This window comes from Thiovibrio sp. JS02 (assembly GCF_053485635.1).
This window is the reverse complement of record NZ_CM130715.1, coordinates 501,316-527,528: the sequence shown is the minus strand read 5'-3', so window position 1 is coordinate 527,528 and position 26,213 is coordinate 501,316. Positions and strand designations below refer to the sequence as shown.

26 protein-coding genes are annotated in these 26,213 nt (G+C 59.3%); 12 read left to right on the top strand and 14 right to left on the bottom strand.

From position 1 onward, the window contains the following. Nucleotides 1-90: 90 nt before the first annotated feature. Together ACUUL3_RS02620 and thiD are read left to right on the top strand one after the other, a co-directional pair. Nucleotides 91-609 carry an FKBP-type peptidyl-prolyl cis-trans isomerase gene (locus ACUUL3_RS02620; RefSeq protein WP_448554306.1) on the top strand — a complete coding sequence of 173 codons (519 nt, stop codon included), beginning with the start codon at nucleotides 91-93 and terminating at the stop codon, nucleotides 607-609. Nucleotides 610-626: 17 nt separating this feature from the next. Further along, complete coding sequence (thiD, locus tag ACUUL3_RS02615; protein WP_448554304.1) at nucleotides 627-1,457, top strand: bifunctional hydroxymethylpyrimidine kinase/phosphomethylpyrimidine kinase; 831 nt, start codon at nucleotides 627-629, stop codon at nucleotides 1,455-1,457. A gap of 103 nt (nucleotides 1,458-1,560) precedes the next feature. On the opposite strand, the gene ACUUL3_RS02610 is transcribed toward thiD, so the two are convergent. From ACUUL3_RS02610 to cutA, 3 genes are all read right to left on the bottom strand, one after another. Beyond that, nucleotides 1,561-1,917 (bottom strand): hypothetical protein, encoded by a 357-nt coding sequence (locus tag ACUUL3_RS02610; protein WP_448554302.1) that lies wholly within the window; start codon nucleotides 1,915-1,917, stop codon nucleotides 1,561-1,563. A gap of 72 nt (nucleotides 1,918-1,989) precedes the next feature. Then, nucleotides 1,990-2,196 (bottom strand): hypothetical protein, encoded by a 207-nt coding sequence (locus ACUUL3_RS02605; protein WP_448554300.1) that lies wholly within the window; start codon nucleotides 2,194-2,196, stop codon nucleotides 1,990-1,992. Nucleotides 2,197-2,198: 2 nt separating this feature from the next. Next, entirely contained in the window at nucleotides 2,199-2,525 is a 327-nt protein-coding gene (gene cutA, locus ACUUL3_RS02600) for a divalent-cation tolerance protein CutA (protein ID WP_448554299.1), read from the bottom strand. Nucleotides 2,526-2,713: 188 nt separating this feature from the next. Here cutA and ACUUL3_RS02595 point away from each other — a divergent pair, with 188 nt between their 5' ends. The 6 genes from ACUUL3_RS02595 (at nucleotide 2,714) to ACUUL3_RS02570 (ending at nucleotide 7,400) form a co-directional block, all read left to right on the top strand. Next, a complete protein-coding gene (locus ACUUL3_RS02595) occupies nucleotides 2,714-3,484 on the top strand; it encodes a type III pantothenate kinase (RefSeq protein WP_448554297.1) in 771 nt (256 codons plus the stop codon). Then, nucleotides 3,468-4,385, top strand: coding sequence for a S66 peptidase family protein (locus ACUUL3_RS02590; RefSeq protein WP_448554295.1), 918 nt, complete (start codon nucleotides 3,468-3,470; stop codon nucleotides 4,383-4,385). The genes ACUUL3_RS02595 and ACUUL3_RS02590 overlap by 17 nt, the downstream gene beginning before the upstream one ends. 346 nt (nucleotides 4,386-4,731) lie before the next feature. After that, a complete protein-coding gene (locus ACUUL3_RS02585) occupies nucleotides 4,732-5,160 on the top strand; it encodes a hypothetical protein (RefSeq protein ID WP_448554293.1) in 429 nt (142 codons plus the stop codon). Between the two features lie 44 nt (nucleotides 5,161-5,204). Next, on the top strand, nucleotides 5,205-5,438 hold the full coding sequence (locus ACUUL3_RS02580; RefSeq protein WP_448554291.1) for a hypothetical protein: 234 nt from the start codon (nucleotides 5,205-5,207) through the stop codon (nucleotides 5,436-5,438). A 172-nt stretch (nucleotides 5,439-5,610) separates the two neighbouring features. After that, on the top strand, nucleotides 5,611-6,777 hold the full coding sequence (locus tag ACUUL3_RS02575; RefSeq protein WP_448554289.1) for a hypothetical protein: 1,167 nt from the start codon (nucleotides 5,611-5,613) through the stop codon (nucleotides 6,775-6,777). Then, entirely contained in the window at nucleotides 6,774-7,400 is a 627-nt protein-coding gene (locus tag ACUUL3_RS02570; protein ID WP_448554287.1) for a cytochrome b/b6 domain-containing protein, read from the top strand. Before ACUUL3_RS02575 ends, ACUUL3_RS02570 begins: the two co-directional genes overlap by 4 nt. A 56-nt stretch (nucleotides 7,401-7,456) precedes the next feature. Here ACUUL3_RS02570 and ACUUL3_RS02565 read toward each other — a convergent pair whose 3' ends face one another. Next, entirely contained in the window at nucleotides 7,457-9,925 is a 2,469-nt protein-coding gene (locus tag ACUUL3_RS02565; RefSeq protein ID WP_448554285.1) for a sigma 54-interacting transcriptional regulator, read from the bottom strand. Nucleotides 9,926-10,172: 247 nt separating this feature from the next. On the opposite strand from ACUUL3_RS02565, the gene ACUUL3_RS02560 reads away from it, so the two are divergent. After that, nucleotides 10,173-10,571, top strand: coding sequence for a hypothetical protein (locus tag ACUUL3_RS02560; protein WP_448554283.1), 399 nt, complete (start codon nucleotides 10,173-10,175; stop codon nucleotides 10,569-10,571). Between the two features lie 29 nt (nucleotides 10,572-10,600). On the opposite strand, the gene ACUUL3_RS02555 is transcribed toward ACUUL3_RS02560, so the two are convergent. Continuing rightward, complete coding sequence (locus ACUUL3_RS02555) at nucleotides 10,601-11,005, bottom strand: hypothetical protein (RefSeq protein ID WP_448554282.1); 405 nt, start codon at nucleotides 11,003-11,005, stop codon at nucleotides 10,601-10,603. A 62-nt stretch (nucleotides 11,006-11,067) separates the two neighbouring features. Then, nucleotides 11,068-11,784 carry a lysophospholipid acyltransferase family protein gene (locus ACUUL3_RS02550; RefSeq protein ID WP_448554280.1) on the bottom strand — a complete coding sequence of 239 codons (717 nt, stop codon included), beginning with the start codon at nucleotides 11,782-11,784 and terminating at the stop codon, nucleotides 11,068-11,070. Nucleotides 11,785-12,007: 223 nt separating this feature from the next. Here ACUUL3_RS02550 and ACUUL3_RS02545 point away from each other — a divergent pair, with 223 nt between their 5' ends. From ACUUL3_RS02545 to ACUUL3_RS02535, 3 genes are read left to right on the top strand one after another with little or no spacing between them, the layout of a single operon-like run. Further along, nucleotides 12,008-15,508, top strand: a complete 3,501-nt coding sequence (locus ACUUL3_RS02545) for a DUF748 domain-containing protein (protein WP_448554279.1) — start codon at nucleotides 12,008-12,010, stop codon at nucleotides 15,506-15,508. 30 nt (nucleotides 15,509-15,538) lie between these two features. Next, a complete protein-coding gene (locus ACUUL3_RS02540) occupies nucleotides 15,539-16,093 on the top strand; it encodes a nitroreductase family protein (RefSeq protein ID WP_448554277.1) in 555 nt (184 codons plus the stop codon). 10 nt (nucleotides 16,094-16,103) lie between these two features. Continuing rightward, nucleotides 16,104-16,922, top strand: coding sequence for a 50S ribosomal protein L11 methyltransferase (locus ACUUL3_RS02535; protein ID WP_448554275.1), 819 nt, complete (start codon nucleotides 16,104-16,106; stop codon nucleotides 16,920-16,922). A gap of 65 nt (nucleotides 16,923-16,987) precedes the next feature. Here ACUUL3_RS02535 and ACUUL3_RS02530 read toward each other — a convergent pair whose 3' ends face one another. The 8 genes from ACUUL3_RS02530 to ACUUL3_RS02495 all read right to left on the bottom strand — a co-directional run bounded on the left by ACUUL3_RS02530 (nucleotide 16,988) and on the right by ACUUL3_RS02495 (nucleotide 25,767). Beyond that, nucleotides 16,988-17,317 (bottom strand): MerR family transcriptional regulator, encoded by a 330-nt coding sequence (locus ACUUL3_RS02530; protein ID WP_448554273.1) that lies wholly within the window; start codon nucleotides 17,315-17,317, stop codon nucleotides 16,988-16,990. A 32-nt stretch (nucleotides 17,318-17,349) separates the two neighbouring features. Continuing rightward, a complete protein-coding gene (locus ACUUL3_RS02525) occupies nucleotides 17,350-19,698 on the bottom strand; it encodes a GAF domain-containing protein (RefSeq protein WP_448554271.1) in 2,349 nt (782 codons plus the stop codon). Between the two features lie 102 nt (nucleotides 19,699-19,800). Then, nucleotides 19,801-20,979 (bottom strand): polysulfide reductase, encoded by a 1,179-nt coding sequence (locus ACUUL3_RS02520; protein WP_448554269.1) that lies wholly within the window; start codon nucleotides 20,977-20,979, stop codon nucleotides 19,801-19,803. 90 nt (nucleotides 20,980-21,069) lie between these two features. Then, a complete protein-coding gene (locus ACUUL3_RS02515) occupies nucleotides 21,070-21,990 on the bottom strand; it encodes a 4Fe-4S dicluster domain-containing protein (protein ID WP_448554267.1) in 921 nt (306 codons plus the stop codon). 52 nt (nucleotides 21,991-22,042) lie between these two features. After that, nucleotides 22,043-22,573: a cytochrome c3 family protein gene (locus tag ACUUL3_RS02510; protein WP_448554266.1), complete on the bottom strand. Its 531-nt coding sequence runs from the start codon at nucleotides 22,571-22,573 to the stop codon at nucleotides 22,043-22,045. Nucleotides 22,574-23,172: 599 nt separating this feature from the next. Beyond that, entirely contained in the window at nucleotides 23,173-24,978 is a 1,806-nt protein-coding gene (gene ftsH, locus ACUUL3_RS02505; protein ID WP_448554264.1) for an ATP-dependent zinc metalloprotease FtsH, read from the bottom strand. A 196-nt stretch (nucleotides 24,979-25,174) separates the two neighbouring features. Beyond that, the gene (locus tag ACUUL3_RS02500) at nucleotides 25,175-25,483 is read right to left on the bottom strand and encodes a hypothetical protein (RefSeq protein WP_448554262.1); all 309 of its coding nucleotides are present in this window, start codon (nucleotides 25,481-25,483) and stop codon (nucleotides 25,175-25,177) included. A 68-nt stretch (nucleotides 25,484-25,551) separates the two neighbouring features. Continuing rightward, entirely contained in the window at nucleotides 25,552-25,767 is a 216-nt protein-coding gene (locus ACUUL3_RS02495; protein WP_448554260.1) for a hypothetical protein, read from the bottom strand. Between the last annotated feature and the right edge of the window lie 446 nt (nucleotides 25,768-26,213).

Here is a 26,213-nt window from a genome sequence, read left to right as displayed (position 1 = left end):
TGAAAAAAATTGCCGAAGGCAGTCCCGCGCCGTCGCCGCCCGTCTGCCTTGCCATAACCGGAACCCAGAACCAAAGGAGCACCATTGCCAATGCAGCGCGTCAAAGAAAACGATTCCGTCACCATAGTGTATGAAGGCCTTCTCGCCAGCGGCGAAAAATTCGAATCATCCCAGGAGACCGGCCCTCTGCAGTTTCAACTGGGCACCGGCAGCGTTCTGCCCGCCTTTGAAGAGGCGGTGCTGGGCATGGCCGTGCGCGAAAGCAGGAGCGTGACGGTGCCGGCCGAAGCCGCTTACGGCAAGAAGGATGAGAACCTGATCATGACGGTGCCCCGCGAAAATTTCGCCGAACAGACCATCAAGGCAGGCATGATTCTGGGTATGAGCATGGAAAAAGAGGGCCAGCGGCATACGGTGCCGGCCACCGTTGTCGCCTTGGACAAAAAAAATGTCACCGTGGATTTCAACCACCCCCTGGCTGGCCAGGAGATCACCTACCAGATCACCCTGCTCTCCATCGATACCCCCGAACAGGCGGCGACCGACTGCGACTGCCAGGACAAGAAAGGCGAGCACGGCAAGACTGATGGCTCCGGCGGCCGCGCGTAACCCTCCGGCAAAACACCATGCACCCCCAGGCCGTTCTCAGCATAGCCGGCTCAGACCCTTCGGGCGGAGCCGGCATCCAGGCAGACCTGAAAACCTGCTGCGCCATCGGAGTTTACGGCGCCGCGGCAATCACCTGCCTCACCGCGCAGAACAGCCAGGGTGTTGTCGCCACCCAGCCGGTGGCCCCGGATTTCGTCAAAAAACAGATCGATCTGGTCCTGACTGACCTGCCGGTCAGCCACATCAAAACCGGGATGCTCGGCACCGACGCCATAGCCTCCGCCATTGCCGAAGCCCTCGCCGATTTCAACGGCGAGGTGGTCTGCGACCCCGTACTCAAGGCCAGCGACGGCCACCCCCTCTTCGCGGCGGGAAAAGGCGCGGCAGGGCTTGACGCGCTCCTGAAAAAGGCCACCGTCCTCACCCCAAATCTCCCGGAACTGCAAACGCTCACCGGCCTTGCCGGCGCCTCCTCCCGCGAAGCCCTGGACGCGGCGGCTTCGCTCCTGGCGCGCTTCCCCGGCCTGCGGGCCGTGATCCTCACCGGCGGCCACCTCCAGGAGCAGGCGGCGACGGTTGAGGATTTTCTCATCCGCCGCCGCGAACAAGGAGTTGAGGTTATCCCGGCCCGGCATGAGCGCATCCGCAGCCGCAACACCCACGGCACCGGCTGCACCTTTGCCTCGGCCTTTGCCGCCTACCATCTGCGCTGCGGCAACGACCGGGACGCCTTTTTCAAGGCAATCACCTTCATGGACGTTCTCGTCCGACAAAGCGCCCCTCTCGCCCTGGGCAAAGGCAAAGGCCCACTGGCGCACCATCTTTTCCGGGAACCGGACGGGGAATAAATTGTCTTGCGGGGGTGATTTTCCCCTTGGATCCAAAAGGGGCGCGGACAACGCTTCGGCCGCGCCGGAGGAAGGGCTCTCCCTGCGGAAATTCAGGAGCGCATCACTTGTCCAGGGAGTACCGCTTGATTAAATGGGCAAGTTTGATGAGGTCGCCGGTATCGAGGTCAGCAAAGGCCATGCAGCGGCGACGCACCGCCTTGTCTCCCTCTGCGCCGGCATCTTCGACGATGTCGGAAATATTCCGCAAGGCGATGCTTTCAAAGAAAAGCTCTTCACCGCCGAAGATGATGCCGAACTCCACGGGCTGGCTGACCATCTCGCCATAGGCGGTGTAGCGGAAAGAAAGGCCGCCGAAACTCACATCGATGATTTCCCCATAGACGGAATCCAGGGCGATCACCCCGCTTTTCACCTGAAAGCGTTTGCACAGCCTGCTGTCTCGCCGGTGTTTCCCCATATCTCCCCCATTCCTCCAAAATCGCTCGCGCCCTGGCGCGGTACCGCCTCCGGCCAACCTGCGGGCAAGAACCTACATCATCCGGATCCGGCCGCAATCCGGACAGACCCAGGTCGGCCCGTTGCTGATGCCCCAGAGATTCTCCTTGAAGCAGTCGTCGCAGATCTGAAAGCCGCAGGGACAGCTCCAGCAAAAGGGGAGCGTCTTCCGGCAGCAGTGGCAGTGAAATTCCTTGGGATTGCGCCGCCGGCCCGCCTTTTTTTCGGTTTCGCCCGCCATGCTCAGGAAGACTCCGCAAGCGCGGCGCCCAGCCAGGTCAGATAATCCTGACTCCCGGCGCAGATGGGCAGAGCGATGATTTCCGGCACCTCATAGGGGTGCACGCTTTTAATCGCCGCCTCGACCTCTGGGAAAAGATCCTTTCTGCTCTTGATCAGACAGAGGTGTTCGCCGGCATTTTCAATTTTGCCCTGCCACCGGTAATAGCTGGTCATGGCCGGAAGCACCTGCACGCAGGCAGCCAGTCTTTTTTCCACCAGCAGTTTCGCGATCCGCCCCGCTTCTTCCGCGGTGGCCACGGTGGTGGCGATCTGTACATACTCTTCCACGGCAGACCTCCCTGGATATCGATATTGTCCCGCCGCTATTGTTCTTTCCCCGGCACGATCCGTCAAGCCCCATATGGATGCGCGGCAAAGTTTTTTTCAAACGCTCCTTCCCGTGGACAGCAGCCGCTTTTTTCTGTTACAGTCAGTGCAATCCCATGATACCCGGAACGCTTTCAGGAGTATGCCTTATGCTTTTAGCGGTTGACGTCGGCAACACCCACATGGTCATCGGCGTTTTCAGTGGCACGGCCCTGCGCTGCCACTGGCGCGTGAAAACCGACAAGGCCAGCACCGTCGATGAACTGGCCGCCATCTTTCATGGCCTCTTCACCATGGAGGGCCTGCGCTTTTCCGATATCTCCAAGGTGATCATCTCCAGCGTGGTGCCGGTGATGCAGGCCGCCTGGGCCGCCTTTACAACCAAGTACCTGAAAAGCACCCCCATGGTGGTGGGCGACAACGTGGTCACCGGCATGGAGGTGCTCATCGACAACCCCAAGGAGGTGGGCGCGGACCGCATTGTCAACGCGGTGGCCGCCTATGAGGAATTTCGCTGCGCCCTCATTGTCGTCGATTTCGGCACCGCCATCACCTGGGACTGCGTTTCCGAAAAAGGCGCATACCTGGGCGGAGTCATCGCCCCCGGCCTTTCCATCTCCATGGAAGCCCTGGCCAGCCGAACCGCCAAGCTGCCCCAGGTGGACATCTCGACCCCGCCCGCCGCCGCGATCGGCACCAACACGGTGGCGGCCATTAAATCCGGCATCCTCTTCGGCTATGGCGGCATGGTGGACGGCCTCATCCGCCGCATCCGGGAAGCGCTGGCGCCGGCAGCGGCCAAATCGGTGGCCACCGGCGGCATGGCCGCCCTGATCGCCCCCTATACCACGACCATCGACCATGTTGATCCCATGCTTACCCTGAAGGGACTGCGCCTGCTCTATGAACGCAATTGCTGAACCGATTCGCCCCGCCGCTCTCAAGCGCGGGGACACCATCGGCATCGTGGCCCCGGCCGGCCCCCTGCTCAACGAAGGAGAATTTGCCGCCGGCCTGAAGATCCTCGGCGAGATGGGCTTTCAGACCAGACATCTCAACAGCATCCTCCGCCGGCAGGAGTATCTGGCCGGCAGCGACCGGGAAAGAGCGGAGGAGCTGCACACCCTCTGGCGCGACCCCGAGGTGAAAGCCATCGTCGCGGCGCGTGGCGGGTACGGCTGCCTGCGCCTTCTTCCCCTTCTTGATTTTGAGCTGATCCGGCGTCATCCCAAGATACTGGTCGGTTTTTCCGACCTCACCGTGCTGCTGGCCGCCGTTACCGGGCGGACCGGGCTCATCACCTTCCACGGTCCCATGCTCACCACCCTGGCCAGGAGCGAACGGACCTTTCAGGAGGCATTCCGCAATCTTCTCCTGGGGCGGGAAAACAGGGAGATCAAGGCCAAGGGTCTGGAAATCCTGAAAGCCGGCGCGGCAAGGGGCCCCCTTCTGGTGGGCAACCTCACCAATCTTGTCCATCTGATCGGCACCCCCTTTGAGCCGGACTATGAGGGCCGCATCCTGATTGTCGAGGAGATCGGCGAGGCATCCTACCGGATCGACCGCCTCCTCACCCATCTTGCCGCGGCCGGCCGCCTTGACCGCATCGCCGGCCTCGTCCTCGGCGGCTTTGACCAGTGCGGCGATGTTGAGGTGATCTGGCAGCGCGCCATTGATCTTCTGGCCCAGCGCCCCATCCCCATCTGGGCCAATTTCCCGGTCGGCCACGGAGGCGGAAACCTGATCCTTCCCTTCGGGGCGCTGGCCGGACTCGATTCCGCCGGCGGCCGCCTCACCCTTCTCGAACAGCTGACAAGCTAAACGATCCCCTTCAACATCCGATCCGTCCCTCTCCCCCTTGGGCGGAGGACTCCACTTCACCGCCAGGACATTCCTCTCCTCCCGGACCCGCAAACAAGTATTGCAATTTCGCAATGCAAGCCCTGCAAGCAATTGCATAAATGCAACAATACCCCCGTGGGTTCTTCTGTAAACTTGTTATCGTAACAAGCTGATATAAAAGGAAAAAGAATAGCGGCAATATTTCCCTGGCCAATGGCACGGGATATGCTTTTGCAATGATGCAACACCAGAAAAAAATGCAGCTTTGCACGCTTTCCCATAGAGGCCGAATTTGAACAGGTAACCGGATATCAGGAGGTCCATCATGACACAACTATTGGTATTACTGGCGCTCATCCCCATTTCCTGTCTGATGCTCAGCAAAAACCTGCACCCGAAGGACAGATGGCTTCTCTTCGGGGCCGCCTTCGGCACGGTGGTGTCTCCGGTCAGCTACGGACTCATCGGATTCACCAGTCTGCCGGTGCTCGGCAAACTCCTGGGCCTCATCGGCCTGATGGCGAATCTGATCCACGGCTCCCTGGGCTACTTCTTTCTCCAGAGCATCGGGCTTCTTGCCGACGGCCTCACCCTGAAATGGTCCCAGCTGCTCATGATCCACATGGTGAACGCCCTGATCTGGTCATCCTACTACGGCATGATCGGCTACAAGATCGGTCAGAAGATCGCCGGAGAGGTTCCGGAAAGCACCGCCGGCATGGAGCCTGTCCGCCAGCAGTCCCGCGCAATATGAAAAAATAACGCAATCCCCACGCAGATACGAACGGAGGTGCCGACATGATGACATTCAGAAAGACAAGAACCGCGGGGGCGCACCATCATTACCTTTCCCATGGCAGGCGGACAGTGGCTGACATGGACGAGGAAATAGACATGACCGCATACAGCATCCTCGTCTCTCTCACCGGCATCGTGGCGTTCTGGGGAGTTGCCTGCCTGGGGGCCGGCATCCTGAACAGCGGGTTGCTTGAACTTTGCGGCGGCTGGCTTTCGGCCATAATCGGATCCTGATATTTCATGCCCCAAGGCGAAAGAATGACGCCCCGTCACCAGCGGCAGACACACACCGGCAAAGGAGTAAAAAAACATTGCCTGTCCGGATATGGCCTGGTGACGGTTCCGTGTTCAGACCAGACTGATTTCCATCATTACAATGAGAAAGCACAGGGAGACCAATGAGGCCATGAAAAAAATAATACGCTTTTCCCAGGGCATCGGCTTGACCGTTTTCTTCCTCTGGCTTGCAACTTCGCCCCCGGCCTGGGCGGTGGACAATGCCGAATGCTTCGGCTGCCACGGCGATGCAAATCTATCCCGCAGCGAAAACGAAGGACTCAACCACAGCCGGATGAGCGAACAGCTCTTCATCGATGAAGGGAAGTTCAATCATTCGGTGCACCACGTGAATGAAATCGGCTGCGTCGACTGCCACGCGGACATAGAAAAACTCGACTACGACGCCGAGGTTCCCCACAAGAAACACCTGGAGCCGGTGGCCTGCAACCAGTGTCATGACGAGGAGGCCGGGGCCTTCAAGGACAGCGTCCACATGAAAATCCGCGGCAAGGGCATAACCATGACCTGCTACGCCTGCCACGGCTACCATTACGTAAGCCGTCAGGAATCCATGTCCGTCGGGGAACGGGTGAACAACGCCTGCGCCAAATGCCACAACCCCTACCAGTCCCACGACTGGCTGCCGCAGAAAAGCGAACACTTCGCCTTTGTCGAGTGCGTGGTCTGCCATGTGCCCGAGGCGCCGCGCATGATCCACCTCACCTTTTTCGATCTGGTCTCAAACAAGCTGTACAGCGGCCAGGAAATCCTCAAGGTGCTCCGTTTGGAGGAAAGCGAATTCATGCCCAGCCTGGACGAGAACAAGGACGGGATCATCAACGTCAACGAGCTGGAAAACCTGGAGCTGATGCTCAGACAGAGAAACGTGCATGCGGTATTTCATGCCGAGCTGGTCGCCGGCATGCATCCGGTGGTCCATCGGGTGAACAGGGGGGCGGCGGAACGGGATTGCGAGAACTGCCATGCCGCGGACTCACCCTACTTCAAGTCGGTCGCCCTTGTCCTGCCCAGGGATGACGGAAGCTCCGACAATTTTCAGGTGGACAGGGCCGTGCTGGAAAGCTTCGTCCTCAGGCACTTTTACGCATTGGGCGGCACCAGGATGAAGATGCTGGACAAGATCGGTTTCCTGCTCATTGCCGGAGGAGTTTTCGTGGTGCTCCTCCACCTTGCGGTAAGAATAGCAACCATCCCCCTGCGCCGGAAAAACGAAGACCTTGAAAAACCATGCGTAAACCAAGAGCTCGGCATGCAAAAGGAGGTTTCCCGATGAGCAACAAGAATCTGGTCTATGTTCACCCGGCTCCGGTCCGTCTCTGGCACTGGCTCAATGCGGCGGGCATCGTCATGCTGGTCGCCACCGGCTTCCAGATCCGCTACGCGGAAAGCCTCAAGCTCATGACGTTGAAGGATGCGATCACCCTGCACAACTATGTCGGCTTCGCCGTGATCGCCGCCTATTTCATCTGGCTCTATTATTATTTGAGCAGCGGCAAGATCACCATTTACTTCCCGAAGTTAAGCACTTTCGCCGAAAAGGCCCTGCAACAGGCGAAATTCTACGGTTACGGCATCTTCCGCGGCGAGCCCAACCCCCACACCATGACGCCGGAAAACAAGTTCAACGTGCTCCAGCAGAAAGCCTACCTCGGAATCATGTTCCTCCTCCTGCCCGCCCAGATGGTGTCCGGAATTTTTCTCTGGAAGGTGAAGGGCTATTCGGACTACATCTACCTGCTGGGCGGCATACGGATCATCGACACGATCCATGTCCTGTTCTTTTTCTTCTTCGCCGCCTTTCTCGTGGTGCACTGCTATCTCGCCACCCTGGGGCATACGCCCCTCGCCCATTTCAAGGCGATGATCACCGGTTACGAGGAACATCATAAAGCCTGATCGCGGGCTGAAACCGCCGCAGAGTGCGGCCAGGCCGGCTTCAGATCACCGGATACCTACCTGCCTTCGGCCGGAAAGGTGATGTTGTATTTCTTCATCTTCCGCCAGAGGGTCGTCTTTTCAATGCCCAGATAGGCCGCGCACTTGCCGCGGTTGCCCTGGAACTTGCGCAGGGCCTCCAGGATGGTGTTCGCCTCCGCGTGGGAAAGCGGCCGCCCCCCGGCCTGCGCCTCCTCCTGCCCGTTTTTTTTCGGATTGAGCCGGGCAAGCCCGTCCGGCAGGCATTCCACGCCGACCACCTCGTCGTGGCAGAGCACGAAGCAGTATTCGATGATGTTTTCAAGCTCTCGGATGTTGCCCGGATAATCGTGGCGCATGAGAATGCTCAACACCTCCTGGGATACGGACTTGATCTCCTTGTGCTTGAGCGTGTTGAATTTCTTTATGAAATGACCGACGAGCAACGGGATGTCCTCCCGGCGTTCGGTGAGGGGCGGCAGGGAAACCCGTATGACGTTGAGCCGGTAGAACAGGTCGTCACGGAATCTTCCTTCCGCCACCCTGCTCTTCAGATCCTTGTTGGTGGCGGCGATCACCCGGACATCGGCCTTGCGGGTGACGGTGCTTCCCAGCGGCTCATACTCCTTTTCCTGCAGGACGCGCAGGAGCTTCAGCTGCAGGGAAGGCGAGATGTCTCCGATTTCGTCAAGAAAGATGGTCCCTTTCTCCGCCAGGGCGAAGCGGCCGGGCTTGTCCGCCTTGGCGTCGGTGAACGCGCCCTTCTCGTAGCCGAAAAGTTCGGACTCCAGGAGGGTATCGGGGAGGGCCGCGCAGTTGAGGGTGACGTAGCGCCCTTCCCGCTTGCTGAGGGAATGGATGGCCTTGGCGAAAAGCTCCTTGCCCGAACCGCTCGGCCCCTCGATGAGAACCGTGCTCCCGCTCCTCGCGACATCGGGGAGTATCGCGAAGATGCTCTTGATTTTATGGTTTTTGCTGATGATGTCGTGGAAGTTGTATGCCTCGGAAATTTCCTTGCGCAGGGCCTCCAGGGTGGAAATATCCCGAAAGGTCTCCACCCCGCCGATGATTTCCCCCTCCTCGTTGCGCAGAGCCGAAGTGTTGACGCTGATGGGAACCAGATCGTCTTCCGCATCCAGGATATAGACCCTGAAATTCGCGACATCCCGGCCGCTCTCCAGGGATTGCTTGAGGGCGCATCCGTCCCCCTGGCAGATGTCGGCCCGGAAGACCTCGTGGCATTTCTTGCCGATGGCGTCCCGGCGGTGTACGCCGGTGATGTCCTCGGCCGCCCGGTTGAAGGAGGTGATCCGGAACTCCCTGTCCACGGTGAAGGCGCCGTCGGCGATGGAATCGAGAATCACATCACCCAGGGAGACCTCCTTGCGCAGGGCTTCCAGGGTGGAAATATCCCGAAAGGTCTCCACCCCGCCGACGATTTCCCCCTTTTCGTTGCGCAGGGCCGAGGTGCTGATGCTGACCGGCACGGTATCCTCGTCGATATCCCGGAGGTAGGCCTTGTGGCTGATCACGTCACGCCCGGTTTCCAGGGATTTTTTCAGGGCGCAGGCGGCCTGGCAGATATTGGCCCGGAAAACCTCGTGACATTTTCTGCCGATGGCGTCCCGGCGATGCACGCCGGTGATGTCCTCGGCCGCCCGGTTGAAAAAGGTGATCCGGTATTCCTTGTCCACGGTGAAAGCGCCGTCGGCAATGGAGTCGAGGATGTGGTCGCCCATGGAAATTTCCGCGCGCAGATCCGCCATGTCGGAAATATCCCGGAAGGTTTCGACGCCGCCGACGATCTCGCCCTGCTCGTTGCGCAGAACCGAGGTGCTGACGCTGATGGGAACCACGGCGTTGCGGACATTCCGGATAAAGACATCGTGGCTGACCACATCCCGGCCGGTTTCGATGGATTTTTTCAGGGCGCAGCTCGTCCCGCAGAGGGTGGCGCGCATCACTTCATGGCATTTTTTGCCGATGGCGGCGTTGCGGCTCATGCCGGTGATCTTTTCGGCGGCGCGGTTGAAGGAGGTAATCCGCCATTCCGTGTCCACGGTGAAGGCGCCGTCGGCAATGGCATCGAGGGTGACGCCGCAAAAGGAGATTTCCCTGCACAGGCCGGCCAGAACCGAGGTGTCCTTGAAGGTTTCGACGCCGCCGATGATTTCCCCGCTGCCGTCATGCAGCACCGAGGCGTTGACGCTGATGGGAATGAGCCGGCCGTCGTTCCTGCGGATTTTGACATTATGGTGGGCGACATCCCGGCCGGTCTCGATGGCCCTTTTCAGGGCGCAGGTGGACATGCAGATATCGGCGCGGAACACCTCGTAGCAAAGCCTGCCGATGGCCTCGCCCGCCTCGATTCCGGTAATATCCTCGGCGGAGCGGTTGAAAGAGGTGATCCGCCACTGCCGGTCAACGGTGAAAACCCCTTCGCTGAGAGCGTTTAAAACCTCCCCGCTGAAAAAGGCCAAGGATTTTTGGGGGTCTTTGTCGGGCATGGCTGCCGGAAATCGCTCCTTGACGGAAAACACCGGGCACCACCACCCAGCGGAAAACCCGAGGCAACAAAGCAGGAAACCGAACCGGAAAGCTCCCGGTCTTCCCTTTATTTAGACAGAGGCAGGTCCAAATAACAAGAGGGTTTTCAGCCAATGCGGCCGGATGCCCGCCTCCGTCTTCCCGCTTGACAGAATGCACTGTTTTTCCCGATCATGGAAAAACAGACAAAAGCAAAGGGAATACGCCATGCCCCAAACCTATACCTACAACGCCGCGGAAAACGTCCTGACCTCCATCTCCTCGGGAAGAATCACCCTTTCCGACATCATGAACCACTTCAGCATGGTCGAAAGGGATCCGTTGGTGCAGGCGGACTACATCGAACTGGTCACCTTCAGCGAGGATGTCGAAATCCTCTTCAACTCGACAGAGGCAAAAAACATTCCTGCCGCCTACAAAAAACTGAAGGCAAACAAGGGGATCAGGGCCACCGTCTTTCTCGGCGCCACGCCGCTGACCTTCGGCATCGGCAGAATGATGGAGTCCATGCACGAGGTTTTCAACCCCGAAGATGACGTGCGGGTCGTGCATACCATGGCGGAGGCACGGCGGGAGATAGAAGCGATCCGGGCGGAAAAGGGCTGACCGGGCGGCAGGGAGGGGGGAGGTCGGCCTCAGCGGCCCTGTTCACCGGCGGCTTTTTTGGCATCCACGAAGGCCACCACCGTCTCATATTCGACCGCCACCGGCTTTCGGCCGGAGGCTTCCACCCGCCGCAGGTACGCGTCCACCTCGGGAAAATCCCGGGCAAACTCGGCCATCTTCTTCTCTTCGCCGGCGGCCACTTCCTTGTAATCCTGCAGCTTTTCCATGGAATAAACAAAGGCGAAGCCGGCGGAAACAAAGAGCGTGAACGCCGTATTGCTGTACAGGCTTTCCCGCGCCGGGTCGAACACCATCCCGAGCACCCCTGTCCCGATGGCGCCCAGCAGAACCACGACCAGCACCTTTATCCTGCCGAGATGGTTCCCGCGAAGCCGGGCGACATCGGCAAGCGGTTCAGCGAGCTTGATTTCCATCCTGCCGCTCCTCCTGTTCTTCCCCGCGCGTCTTGTCCGACAACGAAAAGCCGTTTCCCGGCTCAGGAGCGGGCCAGCAGCGCCGCGACCTTTGCCTGGAGAAGTTCGGCCAGTTCCTGTTTCTGTTTCGGCGCATATGCCCTGGTTTCGATGGGTTCCCCCACCCGGATCTCCACCCGGCCAGGCCTGACCAGCAATCTGCCCTTGGCAAGAACCTGATGGGTGCCGGTTATACCCACCGGCACCACCGGCACCCCTGCCTTGATGGCGAGCACCATGGCGCCGGCCTTGAACTGCTGCAGCCGGCCATCCGGACTTCTTGTCCCTTCCGGAAAAATGATGACCGAGGTGCCGTCGGCGATCCTTTTCGCGGCCTCATCCAGGCTCTGGATCGCCTTGCGGCCATGTGCCCTGTCCACCGGGATGTAGCCGGCCATGCGCATGGCCGGCCCGAAAACCGGGATCTTGAAAAGCTCGAGCTTGGCCAGCCAGCGAAAATCAAAGCCCAGATACCCCTGCAGCACGAAGATATCGAACTGACTCTGGTGGTTGGCGGCAAAAATGTAAGGCCTGCCCTTTTCCAGCCGCTCAATGCCGGTCACGGTGACGGAAACCCCGCTGAGCCAGGCAACGACCCGCCCCCAGTAGCGGGGAAGGAACTGCACCTCCGCGGCCGACCGCCGCAGGAGTCCCACCATCACGAGGGCGGTGATGCTCACAAGTCCCGTCAGGATCGGGGTGAGGGCCAGCACAATTACGCCGCGCGGAACAGTAAACACTTTGAACTCCTTGCCACTTTCATGTTATTTTTACAGCAATACGGTTCGCGTTTTTGCTTCCGTTTTCCCTGAAGCCTGTTATTTTAGTGTCCACCCGGAAACGGGACGTTCCGTTCGGGCGGAAATCCCGTTTCCGGGTGGGCGTTATCTTAGCATTCCCTCTTGACCCTGCCAAGCAATGTCGGAGAAAAACCTTAGATTCGTTTTCCAGGGACCACACCCCATGCATACCAACGATAGCACGCAGGATGATTTTGGCACCATCCCCATTGCCGAAGAGCCCACCGTCTCTCCGGCAAAGCGCGAAGAGGAACCGGACATCACCGGGCAAGACCCTTGCCGGGAGGCCGCCGGTCCTCCCGCCCCCCCGGCCGGCAAACGCTCCCGGCTCCTGAAAGCCGGCGGCGCGCTCCTGGTTTTCGCCATCCTCTTTCTCGCCTGCGGCTACCTGCTGGTGCCGCATCTGACCCAAACGGTCTTCGCCGACAGACTGGGCAAACGGTTGAACCGGCCCGTAACCATCGCCAAGGCGAAATTCGACCCCTTCAGCCTGACCCTCACCCTGCAGAACCTGATCGTCGGCCCCCGGCTCACGGACGCCGATGATCAGGTGGATCCTCTTCTTTCCGTGGGCAAGGCCAAAATCGATTTCGAAATCTCCGGAATCTTCGCCGGCCAGACAGTGGCCAGGCAGGTTACCATCGAACAATTCTTTCTCCATCTGGTCCGTCACAAGGACGGCGGCTACAACGTGGCCCAACTCATGCAGGAACTCTTTCCGGACCGGAAAGAACCGCTGCGCTATTCGCTGAACAACGTCGCCATTTCCGCCAGTCGCCTCGTTTTCGACGATGAGCCCACCGGCAAGACCCATACGGTTGAGGAAATCAATCTGGCCGTCCCCTCCTTTTCCAATATCTCCTATCAGGCAGGCCAGTATATCAAGCCCCGCTTTGCCGCCAAAATCAACGGCAGCCCCTTGAATCTCACCGGGGAGACCTCCATGACCGGGGAGACCATGCAGGCCTCCCTGGATCTGAATTTCAATAATATCGACCTGCCCCGCTATCTGGATTATCTGCCGGAAAACTGGCGGTTGAGAATCAACAAGGGCACGGCGGAGTTCACCGGCAAGCTGGTTTTTTCCTTTGCCCCGAAAGCCGACGCCCGCCTGAATATCGAAGGGGCCGGCTCTTTCAGCGATCTCGCCATTCAGGACCGGGAGGGAAACATCCACAACGCCGAAAAAATCAGTTTCAGCGGCAGCCTGACCCCGCTGGAACGTCGTTATCTGTTCCAGGAAATCGAACTGCAGGGACCGACGCTCTTCCTCGACAAGGACAAGAAGGGGGCCTGGTCCTTTCTTAGCCAGGCGGGTTCCCCCCCGGGAGAGGCTCAGAAAATACACCTCCGCATCGGCCAGCTCGTCATGCACAACGGCACCCTCCATCTCACCGACCGTCAGGTGAAGGGCGGCTTCCGGCACACCTGGTCGGATCTGCAGCTCACCATCAAGGGCTATGACGACCAGGGCGATACCCCTGCCGCCTTTGCCCTGAGCGGCAAAAGCGGCGCCTCCGCCCGCCTCTCCGCCCAGGGTTCGCTGACGGCAAATCCTCTCCAGGCGGAAGGGCTTCTGGTCATCAATCAGATGGATCTCGGCCGCTTCAGCCCCTATCTCGGCAGGTACAAGGATCTGAAAATCGTCAGCGGCTTCGCCAAAAGCGTGGAAAGCCGCTTCACCTGGACTCCTGCCCTGGCTTCTCCGGCGGAGGCCGACGGCTTCGTCCTGGCCGGACTCAAAACCGACATCGAAAAGCTGACCCTGGCCACCCAGAAGGAGGAATGGCTGCGCCTGCCCGTGCTGCACATCAGCGAGGCGGCCCTGGACAGAAAAAAACAGAGCCTGCACCTGGGCAAGATCAAAGCCGAAAAAGCCTCCCTCCTCCTGGCCTGGGATAAGGACGGCCGCTGCAACTGGGCCGCGGTCGGAACTTCGGCCGGCAAAGGCTCCCGTTGGCATGTGACCCTGGCGACTCTTTCCGCCGGCAAAAGCGCCATCAACCTGCGCAGTGCCGCGGCGAAGCTGCCTGCCCTGGAACAACGGCTGGACGGCGTGGAAGCCCTCCTGGAACTCTCCGACCCGGCAAGCAGGAAGGGGGTTCTGACTCTGACCGCCACCGCCAACGGCAGCGGCACCCTTTCCCTGGAAGGGCCGCTCCAGCTCTCGCCTTTCGAGGCCGCCTTCACCTGTCGCCTGGAGAAACTGCCCCTGGCCTCCGCCGCCGCCCTGTTCAAGGGCTGGCTGAAACCTGCCATCAGCGGTGGCGAACTGCAGGCCAACGGCACCATCCGTCTGCCGGAGGCAACCTTCACCGGCGGCGTCTCCATTGGCGGCCTTGTCGCCGGCAGCGGCAAAAACCCGATTCTCTCCTGGCAGAATGCCTATACTGAAAACATCACCGCCGACCTGAAAACGGCCAGCATCGATATCGGGCAGCTCTTCGTGGAAAGCCCGGTTCTCCGCTGGCGACGGGAGGCGAACGCCTCCATGCGCGCCATCCTCTTCCAGCCGAGAAAGAGCGAAAACGGCGCAGCCCCGGTTTCCCTCAGCATCAAGGAGGTTTCCCTCGGCAAGGGCACGGTTTTCGTCAGCGACCAGAAGGTTAGCCCGGCCTTCGAGGGCGGTATCGGCGAGGTCAACGGCACCATCACCGATCTTGCCAACAAGGCGGAAAGCATCTGCCGCCTCGACCTGAACGGCATCGTCAACAACCGGGCGCCGCTGATCCTCTCCGGCGACTTCCGCCTCTTTGCGCCAAACATCGGCGCCGACTGCAAGATCGGCCTGTCCGGCGCCGCCCTGACCGAGCTTTCCCCCTATGTGGAGCCGGTGCTCGGCTATCAACCGACGGCAGGCAGCCTCAAGCTGGTGAGCATCCTCAAAAAGGAGGAAAACACCCTCAACGCCAACAGCCAGATAACCATTACCGGCCTGCGCCTGGGCCAGGTCACCGACGGCAGCCGGCTGCTGCCCCTGACCGTCGCCCTGCTTGCCGACGAACAGGAAGAGTTCACCATGAACGTCAGCAGCAGCGGCGATCTGAACGACAAGGATTTCTCATACGCCAAGGCCCTGGCCAAACACCTGCGCAGCCTGCTCGCCAAAACAGGCGCCTCCCCCTTCACGGTGCTCAACGAATCCCTGCCCAACATCACGGTGCCCACCTTCCTGCCCTTCAAGGCCGGACAGACGGCCCCGGATGAAGCCGGGCAGCAGGAACTGAACACCATCGGCGAAGTCCTCCAACGCCGACCCGGCCTCAAGCTGGTCGTCAGCGGCAGCGCCGATGATCAGGCGGACCGCAGAATCCTCTTTGAAAAGCTGCGCAGACAGGAGGAAGAGCGCCGCAAAAAGGCGGAAGCGCAGCTCAGCCAGAAGATGGCCGCGGCCTATGGCAAGGAGGAGATCGCCAAACCCGGAAGTCCGGGGCAGCCCCAGGGGATTGTCGAGGAGAAGGCCATCGAGGAAAGCAGCGTCAGGAAGGAGGATCTCCTCCGGCTCGCCGAAGAACGCGCCGCCAACACCCGACAGTACCTGATGGATAGATTCAAGATCCCGGCAAAACGCCTGGGCCTTGCCGCGGCAAGGATTCTTGGGGCCGACAACCCGCTTGCCGCAAAATCCAGGGTGGACTTCACCCTGGATCGCGCCGGCCAATAGGAGAGCATGGTGCCCGCGTTGAAGGAACTGATGGCGGCGACAAGAACCTGCCGCAGGTTTTACGAGGAGCAGGCCATCGCCCCGGCAACCCTGCGCGAACTGATCGAACTGGCCCGGCTTGGTGGTTCGGCCCGCAATGCGCAACCGCTCAGATATCTTCTCGCCGCGGATCCCGCCCTGAACGCGCGCATCTTCCCGCACCTGGCCTGGGCCGCCTACCTGGGCGACTGGCAGGGTCCGGAACCCGGCGAGCGGCCGGCCGCCTATATCGTCTGCCTGTTGGATACCAGGGTGAGCCGGAATGCGGATTGCGACCTGGGCATCGCCAGTCAGAACATCCTCCTGGGCGCCACCGCTCTTGGTCTTGCCGGCTGCCGGATCGCCTCGGTTTCCGGCAAGCTGCACAAGGAACTTGACCTGCCGTCGCACCTGAAGATTCTCCTGGTCCTTGCCCTGGGCAAGGCCAGGGAAAAGGTGGTGCTCGAAGAGGTTGGGACCGAGGGCAATATCCGCTACTGGCGCGACAAAGACCAGATCCACCATGTTCCGAAACGGTCTTTGGCGGAACTCATCATCCCCCTCTGACAGGTTTTTCATGCTTCGGCCGCCATACACCAGCTACAGCCGCCTCTACACCTATCATCTGGACCGCAGGGAGCTGCCGGCCTTTTCAGACCCGGACCTGATCGGCGTCTGGATGGAGGATGAGAACGCCATTCTCTTTTTTCACCGGCCCAAGGAGCGCCTGGTCGCCGCCCTTTGCGCGGAAAGCGGGGCCAGGGTGATCTACGAGGCGGATCTCGATTACCAGGACTGGGAGGCGGGCCGGGAAATCGGCCCCTTTTCCGTGGGCGACTTCACCGTGGCCCCTGTCTGGGAAAAAACCCCGGCCGATGTCCTCCTCGATCCCAGCGTCATCTTCGGCAGCGGCTTTCATCCCTCCACCCGCCTCTGCCTCGGCGGACTCCTCAAATACAGCCGCGCCCCGGAGATCACCCTCAATACCGCCCTTGATCTCGGCTGCGGCACCGGCTTGCTTGCCATCGCCGCCGCCAGGCAGGGCATCACCCGCATCACCGCCTGTGACAACAACCCGCTTGCCTGCGAGGTGGCCAGGGCCAATGTCCGCCGCAACAAGGTGGAGGGGGAGGTCACCGTCCTGCAGGCGGACCTGCGCAGCCAGTGCCCCGACACCAGGGTGGATCTGGTCATGGCCAACCTCTACAAGGGGCTGATGCTTGACCTCTTCAGGAACCCCGACTTCTGGCGGGCCAGGCTCTATCTGCTCTCCGGCTTCATCTCCGGCATGGAGGAGGAACTGCTTGCCGCCCTGCCGCAACAGGGCCTGAAGTTTCTGGAACGGGGGCGCAATGACCGCTGGTGCTTCTGGGCCCTGCTCAACAGCCGTTTCTGAATGGCCTCGCCAACCGACATCCCGTAAGCGCGCGCTTAGGGCAGAAAAGCGAGCGACCGGGCTTCTCAGAACTTTTTTTTCTGGCGGGCAAGAAACACCGGGCATTGCCCGCGCTTGCTCTCCGGGCAGTCGGTGACCTCCCAGCAGGGGGCATACTTGAGGAGCTTGGCAATGGAGGCAATGGTGATGCCGCGCTCGTGAATCATGGCATGAAGGCAGCGGAGCCAGGCGATGTCGGTTGCCGAATAATAGCGCCAGGCCCCCCTGCGGGCCGGTTTGATGAGCCCGGCGTGTTCATAGTTCCGCAGGGTGCGCGGATGCAGGTTCAGCATTTCCGCCACCGCGGAGATCTTATAAATGGCCGCGGCCACCGGATGTTCCATGGACTTTCCCATTTCCGTTTATTTCCCCGTCAGACAAAAGCCGATCATTCGCCCTTCACGGGCAGGTGAATCATCAATCTGGTAAAATTCCCCTCTTCGCCGTCGATGGAAAGCGAGCCGCCGTTTTCCTCCACGACCCGCCGGCAAAATGCCAGTTTGGCGGCAAGGGCCTGCTGCGCCTTTCCCGAATATTGCGGCGCCCTCTCCTGCTCCGTCGCCAGAACGACCAACGGCAGGGCGGCGGCGTAGTCCGTCAGGCCTATCTGATAGATGCGGCCATGGCTGTTATCGGTCACGACCTTGCTTTCGATACCGATTTTTTTGCGGGGATCCCGGCCGGCAAATCTGTTGTTCAAGGCGGCGCGCATGACATTCAAGACGCCCAGCAGCGCCTGCTGTATATCCTGGGCATGAACGGGCACCACCGGCGGCAGCGGCGCCAGCCGCACCTCAAGCTGAATGCCGTCGCCCTTCAGATGATAGCCGCTCAGCAGAAGAGCGTCTTCGAGCACCACGTCCGCGGAAAGAAATTCGCCGGCAATTTCCTGCTTCTGCCCGTAAAAAATGAGCTTGCGGACCATCTCGGCGATGCGCTCCCCGCCATCGATGATCTTGTCGAGCAGCTCGCTCTGCGGGCTGCCCGGGACACGGCCGCTCTCCTCGTCCGCCAGGACCTGGGCATAGTTGATCAGGCCGTTCGTCAAATCGCCGATCTCGTGGGAAACCCCGTCGGCAAGCTCGGCGATGGTCTCAAGACGGAGGGTATCCGGGCTACACCGGGTCTCCTCCTGCTTGAGCACGGGATAGCCGAGGAGAATCATTTCCAGGGGAACGCCGTCCTCCTCTCTGCCCACCAGGAGAACACACTGCAGCCATTGCGCGGTCGGAGCGGCAAAGAGGAGCAATTCACATTTTTTTTCGGCGGCAAGCATGGCAAGGAGGGAGGCGGCATCGGCGACCGCTGCCGGGCCGGGTCGGAAAAACTCGTGCAGACCGAGGCCTGCGATCCTCTCGGGAGCACGGCCTGCCAAACGCACAAAAACCTCGTTGGCGGCCAGGATCTCGCCGCCCGGTGAAACGGTGATCCTGATCACGTCCAGGGCGGCAAGCAGTCTTTCCTGCAGTTTTTCCTCCCGGGCAAGGAGCCGATGCTCATGCACCGTATAGAGGGCAAGCCCCATATCCGCGGCCAGCCCTTCAAGGAGTTCCACCTCCTTTTCCTCGAAACCGCTCTCGGCAACGCCGTAAACGGAAAGCACGCCATAAATCTCGCCCTGCCAGACAATGGGCAGGGCGGCGCAGGCAGCGTAGCCGGCGGCGAGCGGCGTCCCCTTGAGCAACCCCTTGGGCACCTCGGCCAGAATATCGCTTTTCACCACCGGCTTCCTGGCCCGAAGGGCCATTGCCGCCGGATTGTATTCGAGCCCCTTTTCCTCCGCCTCGGTGAGGAGGAGGGAGACGCAGGTATTGCACTCCTTGCTGGTCATGGTTGTCGAGCCGTCCGCGGAAACCGGAAGCACATCCTCTCCGGCCGCGTTCGGCCTGCCTATCCAGACCAGGCAGTAATCTTCATTCACCAGCAGGGCCCGACAGATCTCCTTGAACAGGGATTCCTCATCTTTTGCTTTGCTCATGGCCAGTTGGGCTCTTTTCACCGCGGCGGCCACCCGCTGGAATTTCGCCAGCCCCTGGGCGGTGATCTCCCGGGCGGAGAGCAGATCATGGAAGGAGTAGGCAAGTTCCGAGATCTCGCCGCTCCTGCCGGCGATGGAAAGACCGGCGCGCCTGCCGCTTGCCACCTCCTTCACCTGCCCCACCAGCTCAAGGAGGGGGACGATCAGTCTCCTCTGAAAAAACAGGAGGAGGACGATGACCAGACAGACGGCCATGGCGAGGGCGCCGATAATGATATTCTGAAAACCGACCAACTGCCGCTTGGCATGCTCGACCAAAACCCGATCAAAGAGCATGAGTCGTTCGCCCAGGCTTCTGATCTCGCGGTTCAGCTGCCGGAGATTTTCCGTTTTTTCCGGAGCGGCTTCGATTTTCCGCACCAGGAGAACGAGGCCGGGCAGATCAATGGTGTTGTGAAAACTCAACTTGTACTGGTCGTCGACCTGCTTGCTGCGCATGATCGCGGCAAGATTGAGATTCAGCTCCTCGATCTCGTTGGCGACCATGGAGAACTCGGCATACGGGCCATCAAGAAGGGATTCGCTCACATGCTCACGGATGATGGCGAATTGAAAAATCAATTTTTCGGTCTGGGCGGTCACCTGATCATGATCGCGATAAAGCTGGTACTGCCTCACCCCGAGGCCGAGGAGGGCGGCAAGAATGATGGCCACGGCAAGGGCCGTGACCTGTATGGTTCTGTTGAGAGGAATGGCCATGGATGCCGTCACCGGTTTGGGTGGGCCGATTTCTCGGCCCACCCGTTGCCTGGGTTGCCCCATTGCAGAGTGCGCAATGGAATGAAAATTCCCTTCACCTTCCTACTGCTGCTCCTTCCAGGTATAGAGGATGGGCATTCTCGCGAGAATGGCCCGGTAAACCACGATATAGGTGGCATAGACGGTGATGACGATCATCACTTCGCGCCAGTGGGGAATCTCCTGATAGAGATTCCAGTTGAAGGTGACGAGCGCGGTGTTCAGACGGTTCAAGGCAATCCCGAACACGGCCAGGAAGGCGCTGAAACGGGCCAGGGAGGCATTCTGATTCTTGATGGCCATGGTGTAGAAGACCAGCGGCAGGAGCACGCCCACCACCATCTCGAACATGAACCACTGCCCCCAGCCCGAGGCCAGGTACTCCCAGTCGCCGTCATGGGCAATGCCGATGATCTTGGTGACAAAGTAGGTGATCAGGGCAAGGGAAGCGCCCTTGGCAAGCCCCAGGGTAAGGGTGTTGAGATTTTTCAGGAAGTTGTCGTCACAACGCCAGCGCAGGAACCACTTGCAGAGGGTGCTGACCACGATGAGCATGGAAAGCCCGGCAAATACCGCGGAGATGAAGAAATGGAACCACTGGAAGGGCGATGAGTACCAGAGCGGATGCACCTTGCCCGGCGCATAGGTGAAAAGCGCGCCCAGAGCACCCTGATGCAGGGTGGAAAGGATGATGCCCGCCACGGTGAGCCCCAGGACGATGCTTTTGATGAATTTTTTCGCCTTGGGAAACCCCATCCATTCTGAAAAGGCCGGCACCAGCTCGGCCACCTGGCAGGACAGATAGGTGGCGACATGCCAGGCAACCAGAAAAAGAACCGCGGCCGGACCGAGGGAGACAAACATGGGGTAAATCAAACGCCAGGGCTGGCCCAGGTCAACCTGCAGAAACATGACGGCAAAGAGGTAGCCCAGCAGGCCGTTCAAGAGGCCAAGCCGTTCGATGGGCTTGAAATCCTTTCTTCCGAAAAGCTCCACCGTGGTGCCCATCATGAAGCCCGAGGCGGAAAGGGGAACCATGGTAAAAAGACCCCAACCCAGGAAAAGACCCCAGGGATATTCATAGGATGAATGGGTCACCCAGCCGAGGCCGAAGATAAAGCGGCCGACCAGAACCGGGATGCCGACGGCGTAGATTATCCAGAGCAACCAGTTGAACGGGTTGCGGACCTGCATCGCAATGTACTCCTTGGGAGTAAGTCCCAGCAGCAGCTTCTCCTTCACGCTCCAGGGTTTGCCATTCGCCTTCAAATGCGAATCAACCGGCTTCACGCCTTGTGATTGTAATGTTTTCATGCTATTTAAGCCCTCCGATCAGCTCTTGGTTTCTTCGTTTTTCTTGGCATCCTTTCTGTTGCTCAACAGATGGAAGCCGGTGAACAGTGCCGGCCAGATGGTGAGCACCATCGGCACCACGGTAAGGAACTCCTTGACATAGTTGATGATCGGCTGATTGCCCAGGTGGGTGTCAAAGCCGATCCGGTCAAAGGGCACGTCGGAGAGATAGAGCCAGGCCGTGCCGCCCACTTCCTTTTCCCCATAGACATGGTCAACATACTTGTCCGGGTTCTGCCTGATCTTCTGGTGGGCAAGCTTCAACAGCTCCGAGCGTTTGCCAAAGGTCATGACCTGCTGCGGACAGGCTTCGACACAGGCAGGCGGCCGACCGAATTTGAGGCGGGTGTCGTAGCACATGATGCATTTCTTCACCACCGGATTGATGGCGCTGGAGTAGCTGTAGGCAGGAACGTAAAACGGACAGGCGATCATGCAGGTCCGACAGCCGACGCAGACGGTCGGGTCATAAATGACCGCGCCTTCCGGGGTTTTCTTGTACGCATTGACAAAACAGGAGGTGAGACAGGCCGGTTCGTTACAGTGATTGCACTGCACTTTCCGGAAGAGGGGATGCTCGCGACCGACGATATTGTAGCGGTTGACCACGGTGTAAGCCTTTTCCGTGGGTCGCCTGGGCAAGCCGCCGTGCCGCTGTTCGTCAAAAACCGACTGATCGTCAAAGGGCTTTTCCGGCTCGGGCAACCCCTGTTCCTTGTTGCAGGCCGCCTCACAGGTACGGCAACCGACGCACTTGGTAAAATCCACCAGGACTCCCATGCTGTCCGGATAGCCGCCAAAATCCTGGGCAGCCGAGGCGGTTTTCGCACCGGTCGCAGCCAGGGCCGCCCCACCGGCCAAGCCGCCCTTTAAAAAACTTCTGCGGTTGATCTTCTTCATGATGTATTCCTCTGATATCGTTACAGGCTAGAGATTCAGCCGTTTTATCATTTTAATGACCGCCGCCGTGGCTCTCCGAAGCCGTTGGCTTCGGCGCATACTTGCCGGCACGGAAAAAGGCGTCGCCCTGATCATTTCTGGCATGACAATCCTGACAGCCGGTGGGCGCCCCCATTTCCTGATGACAGCCAAGGCATTTCTGGTGCAGGGCGCCCTTCAGCCCAGGCTTGCCGGTGTGGTACATCTGCGGATTACTGTCGATTGCCTTCAGATTCGCGGCGGAAAACGGCTCCACCGAATGGCAGTCACGGCAGGCAATGCCGCTGGCGCCCTGGGCCGCCGAATGACAGCGCCCGCAATTCTGGTCAACCGGAGCCTCGCCGGTGGTATGATGATGGCAGGTCGCACAGTTCCCGGCCACATCAACATGCATGGCGTGATCAAAGGTCACTGCCTCGTAGTGGTTTGCCAGGCTGTCCAGCACGACCGTATCCGGTCCCGTTTCGGCCCAGCTCCTGCTGGCAAGTGGTGCTGTCAACACGAGAACGGCCGCCACTCCCAAGAGCTTCTTTTTTCCTCCCATCGTTCGTCTCCTTTTCATATTGATTCTGAACACATATGCATGCTTGCTTATAAACCGGGATATGCGGAATCGCCCGACAGGATTCAGCCGGGATCCTCTTCCCGGCGCCTGCCAGTGGCCGGCCCGCGATCGTTGCCACCTCCCTTTGCACATCCGGTGCCAACATTTTTTCAGAATACAAAAAAGAAGGGGTGATTTTTTTATGAAAAAAATCACCCCGGAAAGAAAAGAAAGGCCGCGAATTCTTTTTTATTCGCAAAAGCGCACTGTTGCAGCATCAGTGTAGCGCCGCGCCATGGGATTGAATGCGTAATCCGTTCCTTAATTTATACCGTTCAGTTGGCGGGGTACCATACATATTGGGTTTTCCAGAAATGAGCTGCCAAAGGAAGTAACCGCATGGGAATACGGAAACCAGCGAAGGGAAGCGCCTGTCCGGCGCCATGGGACGGCAAACGCCTCTATTTTGTTTGTCTGTTTCCGGTCTTGGCTCAGCGAGGAGGAGCCCCGCGCTTCAAACTGTTGCATGCAACACATCTGTTGCAACAGATGTGTTGCATGCAACAGTTTGGCAAAACAGCTGCCGATGCACACCATGATCACCCTCCGACCAGGGCCTTGTTTTCCTCACTCAGCTTCGGACAAGTCACAATAATATCAACCTCTTCGGCATCGATTGTCTCGTTCTGCAACAGCACCTCGGCAAGTTTGTGCAGAAAGGCCATCCGGCCCTCAAGAATGATGATCGCCTCCTGGTAGCTCTCCTCGATGAGCTTACTCACCTCTTCGTCAATAAGGCGCGCCACCTCTTCACTGTAAGGACGCTGCCGGGAACCGCTGCCGAGAAACCCCCTGTCGGGGGTGACAAAGGCCCTGGGCCCCAACCGTTCGCTCATGCCCCACTCGCACACCATCCGGGTGGCGATATCCGTGGCGGACTGCAGATCGTTGCTTGCGCCGGTGGAAAACTCGTTAAAGACAATCTCTTCGGCGGTGCGCCCTCCCAACAGGATCTTGATGCGGTTGGTCAGGTACTCTTTCGAATAGGCATGCCGATCGTCAAGGGGAACCTGCTGGGTAACGCCCATGGCCTGCCCCCTGGGAATTATGGTAATCTTGTGCACCGGGTCGGTGTTGGGAAGCAGTTTGGCGATAATGGCGTGGCCAGCTTCATGGTACGCGGTCACCTTCCGTTCCTGCTCGCTGATCACCATGCCTTTACGCTCCGCGCCCATGAGGATCTTGTCCTTGGCGTCTTCGATATCGCCGAGTTCAATGGCTTCCTTGCCCTTCCGCGCGGCCGTGAGCGCGGATTCATTGATCAGATTGGCAAGCTCGGCGCCGGTGAAACCGGGAGTGCTCTTCGCGACCTCATGCAGGTTCACATCAGCCGCCATGGCCACCCGCTTGGCATGCACCCCGATGATCTGCTCCCGGCCCTTCACATCCGGGGGCAGGATCGTCACCTGCCGGTCGAAACGGCCAGGCCGCATCAGGGCGGGATCGAGAACATCCGGACGGTTGGTGGCAGCGACGATGATCACGGTCTCGTCGCTCTGAAAGCCGTCCATCTCAACGAGCAGAGCGTTGAGCGTCTGTTCCCGCTCGTCCTGACCGCCCATGGAGCCAGCGGCGCCACGGCTGCGGCCCACCGCGTCAATCTCGTCGATGAAAATGATGCAGGGCGCATTTTTCTTGGCCTGGGCAAAGAGATCCCGTACCCGGGAGGCGCCCACCCCCACAAACATCTCGACAAAGTCCGAGCCGCTTATGCTGTAAAAAGGAACGCCCGCCTCACCGGCAATGGCTTTGGCCAGCAGGGTTTTGCCGGTGCCCGGCGGTCCCTGCAGCAACACTCCCTTGGGGATCTTGCCGCCAAGCCTGGTTATCTTCTTGGAATCTTTCAGGAAATCGACAATCTCGACAAGCTCTTCCTTGGCCTCGGGAATGCCGGCCACATCGGCAAAGGTTATCTTGTGAGCCTGATCAGGCGACATGGCCTCCTTTTTTTTGGCAAACCCGCTGCTGCCGCCCTTCTGGTTGCGGAACATGAAAAACATCCAGCCCCCCATGAGCAGGAGCACTGGGAAGGATGAAGTCCAGAACGGCGAGACCTCTCTGGATTTTCCGGCGGAAATGTGAATATTTTTCCCTTCGAGCCTGGGGAGTACCAGTTGCACGTCGGGAACATAGGTCTGAAAGGGTTGCCCCAGGGTATCGACGCCATGAATCTCACTGCCGCGAATCTTCACTTCCTTGATCTGATCAGCATCGATCTTGCTTATGAAGTTCGAATACTCAATGCGCGGCGGCGTGTTTTCCATATCCCAGATGTTGTATGCGATCACGGCCACGGTCGCGACAAACAGGAACAACAGATAATTCCGCACGTATTTTGCCACCATCTTCCTCCCAGGCATGCGCCGACAAGCTCTATTTACGTTAGTATGAGAAAGACATTTTCACAACTGGTTATGCATATTGCAACATCTGAGCCACAATCAGGGGCCCGGCCGTGGCACTGGCCGGCGCCATCCTTTTCCGCGCACAAAAAAAGCCCGGCTTTCGCCGGGCTTGAGGGAGGGGACTACGGGAAGGTTATCAGTGTTGGCCGGGAACCGTAACCTTCGGGGTGTTCACATACTTGAAAAATACCGGGAAGGCGAAGAAGAAGGCCACGCAGATCAGGTACTCAACCCCTTTGATGTGGGTGTAAAAATCCACCAGGGTCGCCTGTTCGCCGATCAGCCCGATGGCAACCATGTACTGACGCAATACTTCGCTCGCCCCGCTCTGCGAGAGGCTGTAGGTCAGCGCGCTCAAGGCCCACAAGCCGATCACCGCACCGATCCCGCCGATTATTCCCATGAAAACTCCTGCGCCCTTGCCTTCAACCATTGCTTTTGCCATTGTCGTCACTCCTTGTTTCATTTGCTGATTCTTATATCGGTCACCAGTCTTCAACTGTGTGTTTCCCTTCAAACTCCGGTTACCGCCGCGAACCATGCCCGGGCAAGTTCAACAATGCCGCCCATCCGGCTCATCCCGCTGACCAGACACGCCAGGCCCCAGGTGCCGATCAATACCGCCAGGGTCAGGATCACACCCATTGTCGCCTGGGAGGCGCCCGCACCGATTGCACTCTGATCAATTTCGCCGAGGCCGATTCTTTCCCGCTCTATTGTTCTCTTCATGGTGTGCCTCCTATCTTATTGGATTCGTGTCCGTATTCGCTGATTGCTTCCCTTTGACCAGTTAGAATTGCATGGCCCGTGCCAGCCCTGCGCTTTTTCCTGCGGCAACTTTCCAGCAATCATTGATAAATAATTGATTTCAAAGAAAATAAAAAATTATGCATTTTTCAGCCACCGCAGTGGCCCGGCGGGTCAGCCAATGGGAAAAATGTTTTATTTCAGCAAGTTACAGCGATTCGACACGGAAGGGCCAGGGAACGGCGGGGATTGCACGATGGCGGGCCTGGAAATACAAAAAGTGTTGCACCCGACCCCAGGTGCAACACTTCAGCTGTTGCATGTGTTGCAAAAGTGTTGCAGGTGCAACACTTACCCACGCCTCTCTTCCCAGTCCGTTGCCAAAGACGCTTCGGCCAACCTCCCGAGTGCCCTGGCTCCTGGGGACG